Genomic DNA, 12,194 nt, shown 5'->3' with positions numbered 1-12,194 from the left:
ATGAGCACCACCGTGGCCGGCGGTCCGGACCGGCACGATCCCGGGAAGAGCGCCGGCAGGGTGGCCGTCCTCTGGCGGCGCCTCCTGACCGACCTCAGGAACCCGCTGTTCCTCAACGGCTACGCGCTGATGGCCAACACCGGCATCACGGCGGTGCTCGGCATGGGCTACTGGCTGCTCGCCGCCCGGCTGTACTCCCCCGCCGACTTCGGGCGCAGCCAGGCGCTGATCACCGCGATGCGGCTGTTCGCCGGGCTCACGGCGCTCGGCCTCACCGGCGCGCTCGCCCGGTTCATCCCGGTCGCGGGCAGGCGTACGGGCGAGTTCATCCGCCGCGGTTACCTCATCGCGACGCTCACGGCGGTCGTCGCGGCGGCGGGGTTCCTCCTCACGCTGCCGGTGTGGGGCGAGAACTACAGCACGCTGGCCGGACTGGGGCCCGGCCTGTTCTTCCTGGCCTCCGTGGCGATCTGGTCGGTGTTCACCCTTCAGGACGTCGCGCTGGCCGGCATGCGCAAGGCCGTGTGGGTGCCGGTGAACAGCCTGTGCTTCGGCCTGGTCAAGATGGGGCTGCTCGTCGCGGTCGCCGGGGCCCTGCCCGACGACGGCATCTACGTGTCGTGGATCGTCCCGACCGCCGTGGCGCTGATCCCGATCAGCATCTTCATCTTCGGCGTCCTCGTGCCCCGCCACGCGCGGCAGGCGCCCACCGGCTCCCGGCCGCCCCGGCTGCGGGAGATCGGCCGGTTCCTGGCCGGCGACTACCCCGGCGCCTTCTCGGTGCTCGCCATCGTCTACTTCCTCCCGGTGTACGTCGCCTCCAAGGTGAGCGGCGAGATGTTCGGGTACTTCTCGATGCCACAGACCCTGGGAGCCATGATCGAGCTACTGGCGATCAACATGGCGACGTCCCTCACGGTCGAGGGGTCGTCAGACCGGACGCGGCTGGCCGCCAACTGCCGTCAGGCGTTACGGCGCGCGTACCTCATCATCGGGCCCGTGGTCGCCGTCACGATCCTCGCCGCCCCGCCGATCCTCTCGGTGTTCGGGCCCGCTTTCGCCGAGCACGGCACGCCGCTGCTGCGGCTCATGGCGCTGGCGGTGCTGCCCCGCGTGCTCATCGAGATCTACCTGAGCGCGCTGCGGGCCCGCAGCCAGGCGCGCACGCTGGCCCTGGTGCAGATCGGCCTCGCGGTGCTGGTGCTCTCGTCGTCGGTCATCCTGCTGCCCATCACGGGCATCACCGCGGTCGGGTACGGACTGCTGTTCAGCGAGACCCTGGTGGCTCTGCTGATCTTCGGGGGTCTGCGCAAGATCCTGAACGCCGGGGAAACGCCGCAGGCGGCGGGCGCGCGGGAGGGGTCCGAGGCCGCATCATGGTCTACGTGAGGCAACGGACGGGCAATGAGGTGAAAGAGGAGACGGCGACGAAGATCGCCGGCGACGGCACGGACGTGGACGGCGACGCCACCTCCCGGCTCCCCCGCCCCGCCCCACTACCATCGGACCCCGCCCCCGACCCCGACACCGGTCTGAGCGACGAGCAACCGTCCGAGGACGAGATCGAGGTCGAGCCCGCCACCTCCGAGGACGAGATCGAGCCCGCGGAGCAAGAGCCCGCGGAGCAAGAGCAGGCGGACGGAGAGCCGGCGGACGGAGAGCCGGCGGACAAGAGCTTGGGCGCGGAATCACCGTCCGGCGAGGCCGCCGAGGTGGAGGGCGCGTCCGCCGAGGTGGAGGACGCGTCCGCCGGAGCGGTCGCGGCCGACGAACCGGAGGACGACGACGTCACCCAGGTCATCCCGCTGCCGCCGACCGCCCGCGACGGCGCGGTCGCCCCGGCCGTCCAGCCCGCCCCGGCCGAGGAGCCGCTGGAGCTCGACGACCCGACTCCGGTGATCCGACGGGACGACCTCGGCGAGCCCGCCGCCCCGGCGGAGCCGGAGGCCGAGGCCGCCCCGGAGGAGAACGCCGGCCAGGCGGGCCCCGGGAAGGCCGGGGTTCCGGAGGAGCCCGGGGCGGCGGCGGAGGTGTCCGCCGAGTCCGAGGCCAGGCCGTCGCTGGTCACGCGGATCGCGGCGAGCGCGGCCGGGTGGCTGCCGCCGCTGCTGACCCTCGAGGGCCTGGTCATGTACGTGCTGGCGCTGCGCGTGCCGTACGGCCCCATGCGGGGCGTCGACCTCGCCCAGATCAACGGGCTCGGGCTGATCTCCGTGCTCCCGATCACGGCCTTCGCCGCCATCGGCCTGATCATCGTCTCGTTCTTCGTGACGCTGACGCAGAACACCGACCGCAAGGGAGTGCTGCTGTTCCAGCTGGCGGCGGTCACGTTCACCCTGCACGGCGCCGCCGCGCTCGTCGAGACCGAGCCGCGCTTCCACACGGCGTGGGTGCACGCGGGCTTCGCCGAGTACATCGGGCGGGCCGGCGAGGCGCTGCCGGGTCTCGACGCGCGTTTCGCCTGGCCCGGTTTCTTCGCGCTGTTCGGGTTCGTGCTGCGCGCCGCCGGGATCCACGACCCCTCGCCGATCCTGCAGTGGACGCCGTTCGTCTCGAACCTGCTCTACCTGCTGCCGTTCGTGCTGATCCTGCGGCAGCTGGTGGCCACGACGCGGGCGCGCTGGTTCGCCGCGCTGCTGTTCGTGCTGGTGCAGTGGATCGGTCAGGACTACTTCTCGCCGCAGGGCTTCACCTACGCGCTGTACCTCGTCTTCGTCGCGATCCTGATGCGCTGGTTCGGCCGCGCCGAGCCGAGGACGGCGCCGCTGCCCGCCAAGGGCGTCCTGCGGCGCCTGCTCGCCCGGCTCGACCGGCTGACCCCCGGCGAGCTGCCGGCCAGGCCGACGACCGTGACCGACCGGGTGGTGCTGCTGACGCTGCTGGTCGGCCTGTTCGTCGCCACCACGGCGACCCACCAGATCACGCCGTTCATGATGCTCGGAGCCCTGACGGGGCTGATCGTGCTGCGGCGCAGCACCCTGACGCTCGCCCTGCCGGTGTTCCTCGGGCTGATCGTGGTCGCCTGGGTCAACTACCAGGCCACGCCGTTCTGGAGCGGCCGGATCAACGAGCTGTTCGGCGGCATCGGCAAGATCTTCGCCAACCTGCAGGAGAACACCGGCGACCGGCTGGTCGGCACCGACCCGCAGCACGCGATCGTGCTGAAGATCCGGCTCGCCATCTGCGGCGTGATCCTCCTGTTCGCCGCCGTCGGCCTGCTGCGGCGGCTGCGGCGCGGGGTGGGCGACCGTGCCGCGGCGGTGCTGCTGTGCATCCCGGTGCTGGCCCTGGGGCTGCAGAGCTACGGCGGTGAGATCGGCCTGCGTGTGTACATGTTCGCGCTGCCCGCCGCCTGCGTCCTCGGCGCGTACGCCTTCTTTCCCAACCTTCCCGCGCACACCGGCGGCGCCCGCGAGGGCGAGACGCAGCCGGCCCGGCGCAGGCTACGTCTGAACCCCGGCACGACACGGCGCGTCTCGGCCGTCCTCGCGGGCGGCACGGCGCTGGTGCTGTCGGTGGCGTTCCTGGTCGCGCGGTACGGCAACGAGAAGTTCGAGCGGGTCACCACCGGCGAGGCCGCCGCCATGGAGTACGTCTACGCCCATGACCGGCCGAGCGCCCGCCTGCTGTACCTGGTTCCCGTCCTCGGTGAGGAGGTGACGCCCACGATCCCCTGGCGCGAGCGCGACATCGACCGGGTGGAGTACGACCAGGCGCTCGTCACCAAGGACCCGAACGACCTCAGCGGGGTGCTGACGGCGCTGCGCGGCAAGGCCCGCAACACCTTCGTCATCATGACGCGCGGCCAGGCGGCCTACCTCGAGCTGAACCAGGGCTTCGGGGCCGACTGGGGGCGGCGTTTCCGCGCGGCGCTCGACTCCTCGTCGTCCCTCAAGCGCGTCTACTCCAACGGCGACGCGGCGCTCTACACACTGCGCTCCTACCCCAAGGGCTCGGAGATCCCGCCGCCGCTGCCGCTGACCAGCGTCGGCGACCGCTCGACGCCGTGGACGCCCTTCGGACTGGTCGCGCTGGCCCTCGCCGTGGCCGCCCTGTTCGGGGCGGAGCTGGCCAGGTTGCGGGCCCCGGAGCGGACGACGCGCGTCCGGCGCAGGCTTTACGTCTTCGGCCTGGTCATGACGGTCGCCGCCCTGGCCGTCATCGTCGAGCGTTTCCTCACCCTGACCGGCGGCTGAATCGACACGAGCCCACTTCTCACCGTTCGCGCACCCAGTTTGTTTAGGATGTAAGCTTACGTCATAAACAAACTGGAGGCACGACGATGCACACTCTTGCCCTCGTCACCCCGATCGTCATGGTCATCTATCTGGCGGTCACCGAATGGATCCCGATGTTCCCCTTCAACGACCTGGAGGGCCAGCCGGTGCGGGAAAGGCTCGGGCTGGCCGCGATCAACTATCCGATATTCGCGGCGATCTCCGTGGCGGTGGCGCTGGGCGCCGACGTCGTCGCGCTGATCCTCACCGTGCTGACCGTGATCGGCCACGTGATCAGCTGGTGGCTGCCCTACTTCGGGTTCAGCTTCGCGGCCCAGCGCGCGGCGTACCAGCGGGAATACTCCCGCACCTGGAAGATTCTGCCTACGGAGGGCCGGACGTGGTCATCGACGTCCAGCACATGGTGGTAGGCGTGCTGATCCTGGTCATGCTGGTCAGCGTGGGTTTCACTACCCTTGGCGGGTGAGCACAGGGCGATCACGAGGCGGGCGACCCGCCGTACTGAGCAAAGACAAGATCATCAGAGCCGCCCTCGCGGTGATCGACGCCGAGGGCCTCGACGCGCTCTCCATGCGCAAGGTCGGCGAGCGACTCGGCGTCGAGGCGATGGCCCTGTACCGGTACGTGCCCAACAAGGCCGCCATGCTCGCCGGCGTCGTCGACCACCTGGCCGCGCAGGCCGCCCTGGAGCCCCCGGCGGGCGGCCCCTGGACGCAGGCCCTGGAGTCGTTCGGGCGCCGCTACCGGCAGGTCCTGCTCGCCCACCCGGCCGCGGTGCCCCTGCTCGCGACCCATCCGGTCAGCCCCGAGATCGCCGAGCAGCTGCTCGGCGCGATCCTCACCCCCGTCGACCTGGACGCCGACGACCTCGGCCAGGTCCACTTCGCCTTCCAGTCGGTGGCCGTGTTCACCCTCGGGCACGCCCTGGCGCAGGTGGGCACCCCGCCGTCCGGCACCTCCCCCCAGGAGGCGGGCGACGACTACTACGACGCCTGGTTCGACGCCGGTCTGGCGGCGCTCCGCCGGGGTTTCGGCTCGTGACCCCTACTGACCTCTGTCGGCCCACTTGACGTCGTAGGGGTTGAGCTGGAAGCGGCGGCCGTCGACGTCCACCGACAGAGGGGTGGAGGCGGTGTTGACCATAATCATCTGCTTGTCGACGGCGAGCACCTGGACGCGGGGATCGGAGACCCGGACGTCGACCAGCTGGGCGCCGGCGGGGAACCACCGGGTGAAGCCGCTGAGCACGCCCGCCATCGGCATCTCCTGGCCGTCCGCGGGCGACCAGAGGCAGCCGGGGCAGTCGCCGCCGCCCTTGCGCTGGGGGCTCCAGTACAGCGCCGTCGCGGCCCCGCTCCTGGCGAACTCCATCATGGCCACCGTCTTGACGGCCGTGTAGTGCTGCTCGTCCCAGTCGGCGTTGTCGGGCGCGACGTACCATTCGGCCCACCACACCGGCAGGTCGCCACTGGCCTGGCGCAGCCAGGCGGTGACCGTGGAGAACTTCTTCAGCGCGGTGAACTCGTCGGGGACGACGCCCCTGTCGCTGCTCACGGAGTACCCGTCGACGACGATGAAGTCGGCGCCCTTCTTGTGCTGGAGCCAGTAGTCGACGCTGTCGAGCACCCTGCGGTCGACGACCCCCCACGGCCCCTTCAGCTCCGAGGCGTTGGCGGTGGAGACGTGGCTGTCGACCGGGATGTACGGGCCGCCCACCTGGATCTTGGGGTTGACCTTCTTCAGCGCGTCGTAGACCCGGTTGTACAGGTCGGTGTACGCCTCGACGTCCCAGTTGTTGTGCGCCTCGTCCCAGAAGCCCTTGAACTCGTTCCACACCATGAAGTGGGTGACGGTCGGGTAGCGCTTGGCGACGGTGGCGGCCAGCTCGGCGAAGTCGTCGAAGTGGTCGCGCCGCGGCGCCACCTCGATCTTGCTCCAGCTGGTGCGTCCCTCGGAGCCGCCCTTCATCCAGTCGGGGGCGCAACAGAGCGTCAGCACGGGCTGGGCCCTGGTGGTGGCCATTAGCTTGACGCGGCGGTCGAGGTCGCGGAAGTCGTACTTGCCCGGCGCGGGCTCGGGGTTGCCCGCCCCCCAGCCCATGATGTGCTGGTTCTGCAGCATGGGCACCCTGCTGAACAGGTCGGACGCCCGGGCGCGCACCTCGGGTGTCTCGTTGTCGAGGCTGTACTGGGTGTGGGTCACCCCCCAGCGCGGCCAGCTCTGGACGACGGGCGGCTGTTCGAGTGTGGGCGGCGGCTCGGGGGAGGCGAGGATCGTGGCGGCCACCCCGTCGGGACGGTCGGCGCCGCGGCGAGCGGCGACGGCGAGGAGCCCCGCGACGAGGGCGAGGGCCACCACTCCCGCGCCTATGGCGATCGGGCCGCGGGGCAGGTAGCGACGCTTGGCATGCCGGCCACTGTTGTCCACCACTTGGTCACCGTATCCGCTCACGCTTGCAGAACCCTTGAATTGTCGCGACTGCCCATGCGTTCGCCGGTGCCCCTGCCCCCACAGGCCCCAACATGCACATAACAGCCTGGACAATGCCCCACGAAGAACGCAAGTCACATCTTGGGCGGTTTATTAATAATCAAAGATCATCAGGTGTCAACCGCTTGGGGAAAGGGGTATAAACCGCGCGACCGAGGATTTGAGGGGGCACAGTGGCCCAGGCATGGTTGCCCATCGCCAGTCGAATTCCCGCTCTCGAGGACTCAGGCCCCATGGGGGGAGGCGCCCCCCGCGTGGTCTGGTTCATCTGGCCGACCGATCCCCAACGGGTGTCCGCCAAGTCGGTGGCCCAGCGGCTCGTACAGATCGACCGTCCCGCGCATCTGGTCTGGAATCCCGTAACCGGCCAGATCATCCAGTCGCTGCCCCCCACCCGGGCGGCGAGCGGCCTGCCCGGTGACCTCAACCGGCACGGCCGCGTGTGCGTCCAGATCCGCGTCCTGGGCTCGGTGGAGGAACCCTTCACCGAGAGCAAGATGGACGGGCTGGACGAGATCCTGGCCTGGCTGGACTCGTGGGAGGTGCCGAGGTGCTGGCCCGCCGGCCCTCCGCTCCCCTATCCGCACTCGCTGGCGGCCAAGGGCAGCCTGCGGATGTGGGCGAGGGGCGGGCATTTCGGCAACTCCCAGGTGCCGGGCACCTCCGAGGGGGATCCGGGTCCCATCGACGTGCACCGCATCGTCGGCGGGAACACGCCCTCGCTGGAGGTTCCACGACCCCGCGAGGAGATGGACCAGGGATGCACGGTGGACAGCTAGACCATCGGCCCTCACATACCGTGATCTGATCTTTATCACGGTATTACATCCCAGGCCCCAAGCTGGGTAAAAGGGGGAGACTTACCATCTCCGCTCCGCACGACCCAGTAGGAGCCATGCGAATCTCCGTCGTTCACCCTCGCGAGCTCGGCCCCTCCGAGACTGCCCGGTGGCGGGTGCTCCAGAACGACGCCCCCTCGCTGGACAGCCCATTCCTGTCGCCCGAGTTCACGATCGAGACGGGTCGCGTGCGGGAGCAGGCGCGGGTGGCCGTGCTCAGCGACGGTCCCGACATCGTGGGGTTCTTCCCCTTCGAGCGCCACCAGCTCGGCATCGGCATGCCCATCGCGGCGGGGCTGACCGACGCCCAGGGCATGGTGCACGCCAAGGACATCGAGTTCGATCCGCAGGAGCTGATGAAGGCGTGCGGCCTGGCGGTGTTCGAGTTCGACCACCTCCAGGCCGGGCAGCCGCTGGTCCCCGCCAAGCACACCCGCCATCCGTCGCCGGTCATCGACCTGTCCGACGGCTACGAGGCGTACGTCGAGGTGCTCAAGCGCGTGTCCGGCAAGACCTACAAGTCGACCGCGTACAAGAGCCGCAAGCTCCAGCGCGACTTCGGCGAGCTGCGCCACGAGTACGCCACCACCGACGAGGCCGTGCTGCGCACCCTCATCGACTGGAAGACCGACCAGTACCGCCGCACCGGACGCACCGACCGGTTCGCCCGGCCGTGGATCCTGCGGCTGGTCGAGAACCTCCTCCAGTCGAACACCGAGCACTTCGCCGGGTCGCTGGACATGATCTACGTCGGCGACCGCCCGGTGGCGGGGCACTTCGGGCTGCGCACCCGGACGACCCTCGCGGGCTGGTTCCCCGCCTACGACCCCGCTTTCGCCAAGTACTCCCCCGGCCTGATCCACCACCTGGCCATGGCCGAGAAGGCCGCGGAGTCGGGCATCCAGCTCATCGACATGGGCCGCGGCGAGAAGGAGTACAAGGACAAGCTCAAGACCGGGGAGCTCTGGGTCGCCGAGGGCCGCATCGCGCGGCCGACGCCGGGGGCCGGGGTGCACTGGCTGGTCCGCGTCCCGGTCCGCAAGGCCCGTGGAACGGTCCTGGCCAATTCCATGCTCCGTGAGACCGCCGACCTGGCCCTGAAGACATACGGCAGGATTCGTACCTCAATCGGGGCGTAGTCGGACCATTCCCATCCGCTACGGTTCTTCTGGGAGGACCACGCGGGGGGAAAGAGGCGGCACGTGAGCCCGGAGAAGATCATCGCGGCCCGTACCGGGCGTGAGTGCGTCTACCTGCCCTCGAACCGTCTGGGCCTCTACCTCGCGCTACGCCACTGGTGCACACCGGGGCAGCGGCTGCTGATGTCGCCGATCTCGGCCGACGAGATCCTCTTCCTCGTCCTCGCCGCCGGCCTCGTCCCGGTGATCGCCCCGGTCTCCGTCCTCGACGGCAACATCGAGGTCGCCCGCACGCTGCTCGCCGCCGTGGACGCGGTGCTCACCACGAACCTGTACGGCCTGCCGGACGACGTGCTCGCCCTGTCCGGCACCGTCCTGATCGAGGACGTCGCCCACGCGGCCGAGACCTCGGTGAACGGCCGCCCCCTCGGCACGTTCGGCGTCGCCGGGGTGTTCAGTCTCTCCAAGCACGCCGGCGCGGGCTCCGGGGGCGTGCTCGCCGTGGAGAGCGCCGCCGACCGGCGCGTGCTCGAACGCGAGCGCGACCTGCTGCTCCAGCCCGGCGCCCTGCGCCGCGACCTCCTCGGCGTCGCCACCTCGGCCCTGCGCCACCTGGCCCTGAAGTTCGACATGGCCCGTCCGGCGATGCGACTGGCCCGCGCCCTGGGACTCCAGGAGCAGCGGGAGGGGTACCGCATCGCGCTGCGGCCCGAGGAACTGCGGGCGGCACTGGCGCGGGCGCCCGGCCTCCCGGCGCTCGACGCCTGGGTACAGGCCGACCTGCACGACTACCGCGCGGCGCGCGGCGGTGTCGCACGGTGGTACCAGGGCCGCCGGTTCGCGCGGCTCCCCCGCGAGCGCGCCCGGAGGCTGGCGGGCGTCGCCAGGCTCGCCGAGCTGCCGACCGTGGCGGGCGGTGTGCCGCACCACCTCGACCAGCCGCTGTTCCGGGTGCCGCTCCTGGTGGCCGACCGCGACCAGGCCATCGCGCAACTGGCCCGGCGGGGCGTCCCGACCGGCTACCTGTACGACCCGCCGTACGACGACTACGCCGAACCCTTTGTGGAACCGTCGCCCGACCGCGAGACGGCGCGCTGGTGGGCGCGGCACGTGCTGCCGGTCGACCCGCTGTACGCGCACCGGGCACTGCCGGTGGTCGAGTCGCTGCGCCCCGCGCCGCCCCCACCGGGCGACCACCTGCTCGACCGGGCGGCCTGACCCCGGACCCGTCTTCCGTGCACCGGCCCGAGCTGATCACTGCCGGTACCGGACCGCGTATATCGCCCGACCAGGGAAAACAGGCCTACAGAAGGCCCGCGATGATCTCGCAGGCCTTCCGCACGTCGGCCAGGGACGCCGAACCGTACCCGATGACCAGGCCGGGGACGCGTACCGGGCCGTGGTGGTGCCGTTCGGTCGTGTCGAGCAGCACCCCGCGCTCGGCCGACGCCGTGACCAGCGGGGCGACCTCCTCCCGCGCCAGCCGCAGGAAGACGTGCAGCCCGGCCGAGTCGCCGCTCACCCGGCCGCCGAGGATCTCGACGACGGCGGCCCGGCGACGGGCGTACTCCAGGCGCATGCGCCGCAGGTGCCGGTCCAGGTCTCCCCGCTCCAGCAGCACCGAGACCGCCTGCTGGACGGGTCCGGAGGTGCGGTCGGCGAGCAGCTCGCGGGTGCGCGCGACGCGCGCGAGCAGCGCGGGCGGGGCGACCAGCCAGCCGATCCCGACGTCGGGCGCGAGCGACTTCGACAGTGTGCCGAGCAGCACGACGCGTTCGGGGTCGAGGCCGTACAGGGCCGCCAGCGGCGCGACGTCGTAGCGGAACTCGGCGTCGTAGTCGTCCTCCACGACCACGGCGCCCGTGCGGCGGGCCCAGTCGAGCAGCCGCTCCCTGCGGGCGATCGGCAGCCTGCCGCCGAGCGGCCACTGGTGGGCGGGGGTGGTGTAGAGCAGGCGCAGGTCGTCGGGCAGTTCGGCGGGGACGACGCCCTGGTCGTCGACCGGGCACGGCACGATGCGGCCGCCGCGCGCGGCGAAGACCCCGCGGGCCACCCGGTAGCCGGGCTCCTCCACCCCCGCGCCGTCCCCGAAGCGCAGGAGGGTGGCGGCCACCAGGTCCAGGCCGTGGCCGGTCCCCCGCGTCACCATCACGTTCTCCGGACCCACGGGTACGGCCCGCGCCCGGCGCAGGTGGTCGGCCAGCAGCGCGCGCAGGTGCGGGAGGCCGTAGGGGTCCACGTCGTCGGACGGCGGACGGTCGGCCGCCAGGCGCCAGGCGCGCCGCCACGCCGCCTTGTCGTAGTCGAGCACCCACGGGCTGCCGGGACGCAGGTCGATCATGTCGTGGCACGGGCGTTCCCACTCGTCCCACCACAGATCGTCGCTGGTGCGGGGGTCCGCGGCGGCGGGCTGTGGAGCGCTCCTGCGGGGGGTGAGGTGTGCCAGGTCGGCGACGTAGGTGCCCGAACCGTGCCGTCCCTCCAGCCATCCCTCGGCGTACAGCTGCTGGAAGGCCTCGGTCACGACGGTGCGGCTGACGCCCAGCAGCCGCGCGAGGGCCCGGCTGGAGGGCAGGCGCTCACCGGGCTTGAGCGCGCCGGCCCGCACGCCGTCCCGCAACTGGTCGCCGAGCTGCACGACGAGCGGCCGGGAGGCCTCGCGGTCGAGGACGAGGGGAAGGTCGACATGGCCGCGCAAGTGGTCTCCCGAAAATGCTCAAGAGTGGACATACGCCGCCAGTCCACTCACTCCATACCGTAGCGGCATGCTGTCCTCGACTTCCCGGACCACCCTCAACCGCGAGAAGCATCGCGGCCGCACCGACCGTTCCGAGCTCTACGAGATCCTCGACGCCGGCCTGGTCTGCCACCTGGGCGTGGTGGTGAACGGGCATCCCATGGTGGTCCCCACCGGGTACGGCCGGGTCGGGGACACGCTGTATCTGCACGGCTCGACCGGCGCGAGGTCGCTGCGGACCGCGGGCGAGGTCTGCGTGACCGTGACGCACCTCGACGGCATCGTGCTGGCCAGGTCGTCCTTCAACCACTCCATCAACTACCGGTCGGCCATGATCTACGGCGTCGCCCGGATCGTCGAGGACGCCGGCGAGCGGATCGCGGGCCTGCGGGCGCTCACCGAGCAGCTCGCTCCCGGCCAGTGGGACGCCGTGCGCCAGCCGACCAAGAAGGAGCTGGCGGCGACGGCCGTACTGGCGCTCTCCCTCGAGGAGGCGTCGGTGAAGGTGCGGCAGGGGCCGCCGGAGGACGAGGAGGAGGACTACGCGCTGCCCGTCTGGGCGGGCGTGCTGCCCCTCCGGCAGACCTGGGGCGCCCCCGAGCCGGACCCCGTCCTCCCCCCGGGCATCCCGGTTCCGGCCCACATCACCGAACGGCGCGCGCCGGGGCGGTGACCGGACGGCATCCTCGCTGGTGGCGGAGCCGCGGAGCCCGAAAACCCCCGGACCGGAAATGCTGACAATCGATCCGAC

The 12,194-nt window shown here is 71.3% G+C and carries 10 protein-coding genes; 8 read left to right on the top strand and 2 right to left on the bottom strand.

The annotated features are described in order from the left end of the window. The 4 genes from KIK05_RS19570 to KIK05_RS19555 all read left to right on the top strand — a co-directional run bounded on the left by KIK05_RS19570 (position 1) and on the right by KIK05_RS19555 (position 5,279). Positions 1-1,389 (top strand): lipopolysaccharide biosynthesis protein, encoded by a 1,389-nt coding sequence (locus KIK05_RS19570; protein WP_214412189.1) that lies wholly within the window; start codon positions 1-3, stop codon positions 1,387-1,389. Continuing rightward, complete coding sequence (locus KIK05_RS19565; protein WP_214412188.1) at positions 1,386-4,196, top strand: hypothetical protein; 2,811 nt, start codon at positions 1,386-1,388, stop codon at positions 4,194-4,196. Before KIK05_RS19570 ends, KIK05_RS19565 begins: the two co-directional genes overlap by 4 nt. A gap of 86 nt (positions 4,197-4,282) precedes the next feature. Next, a complete protein-coding gene (locus tag KIK05_RS19560) occupies positions 4,283-4,648 on the top strand; it encodes a hypothetical protein (protein WP_214412187.1) in 366 nt (121 codons plus the stop codon). Between the two features lie 52 nt (positions 4,649-4,700). After that, positions 4,701-5,279, top strand: coding sequence for a TetR/AcrR family transcriptional regulator (locus KIK05_RS19555; protein ID WP_214412186.1), 579 nt, complete (start codon positions 4,701-4,703; stop codon positions 5,277-5,279). A 3-nt stretch (positions 5,280-5,282) separates the two neighbouring features. Here KIK05_RS19555 and KIK05_RS19550 read toward each other — a convergent pair whose 3' ends face one another. Then, positions 5,283-6,668 (bottom strand): GH39 family glycosyl hydrolase, encoded by a 1,386-nt coding sequence (locus tag KIK05_RS19550; protein ID WP_308250008.1) that lies wholly within the window; start codon positions 6,666-6,668, stop codon positions 5,283-5,285. A gap of 314 nt (positions 6,669-6,982) precedes the next feature. On the opposite strand from KIK05_RS19550, the gene KIK05_RS19545 reads away from it, so the two are divergent. From KIK05_RS19545 to KIK05_RS19535, 3 genes are all read left to right on the top strand, one after another. After that, positions 6,983-7,507 (top strand): hypothetical protein, encoded by a 525-nt coding sequence (locus KIK05_RS19545; protein WP_308250007.1) that lies wholly within the window; start codon positions 6,983-6,985, stop codon positions 7,505-7,507. A gap of 116 nt (positions 7,508-7,623) precedes the next feature. After that, positions 7,624-8,706, top strand: coding sequence for a GNAT family N-acetyltransferase (locus KIK05_RS19540; protein WP_214412184.1), 1,083 nt, complete (start codon positions 7,624-7,626; stop codon positions 8,704-8,706). Positions 8,707-8,769: 63 nt separating this feature from the next. After that, positions 8,770-9,924, top strand: coding sequence for a DegT/DnrJ/EryC1/StrS family aminotransferase (locus tag KIK05_RS19535; protein WP_214412183.1), 1,155 nt, complete (start codon positions 8,770-8,772; stop codon positions 9,922-9,924). Between the two features lie 85 nt (positions 9,925-10,009). Here KIK05_RS19535 and pdxR read toward each other — a convergent pair whose 3' ends face one another. Next, a complete protein-coding gene (gene pdxR / locus KIK05_RS19530) occupies positions 10,010-11,404 on the bottom strand; it encodes a MocR-like pyridoxine biosynthesis transcription factor PdxR (RefSeq protein ID WP_214412182.1) in 1,395 nt (464 codons plus the stop codon). A 67-nt stretch (positions 11,405-11,471) separates the two neighbouring features. On the opposite strand from pdxR, the gene KIK05_RS19525 reads away from it, so the two are divergent. Next, a complete protein-coding gene (locus KIK05_RS19525) occupies positions 11,472-12,116 on the top strand; it encodes a pyridoxamine 5'-phosphate oxidase family protein (protein WP_214412181.1) in 645 nt (214 codons plus the stop codon). Positions 12,117-12,194 lie beyond the last annotated feature (78 nt).

The organism is Sphaerisporangium fuscum, from assembly GCF_018531465.1.
Lineage (GTDB): Bacteria > Actinomycetota > Actinomycetes > Streptosporangiales > Streptosporangiaceae > Sphaerisporangium > Sphaerisporangium fuscum.
Note: the sequence above shows the minus strand (reverse complement) of the source record. Positions and strands in the feature narration are given on the sequence as shown.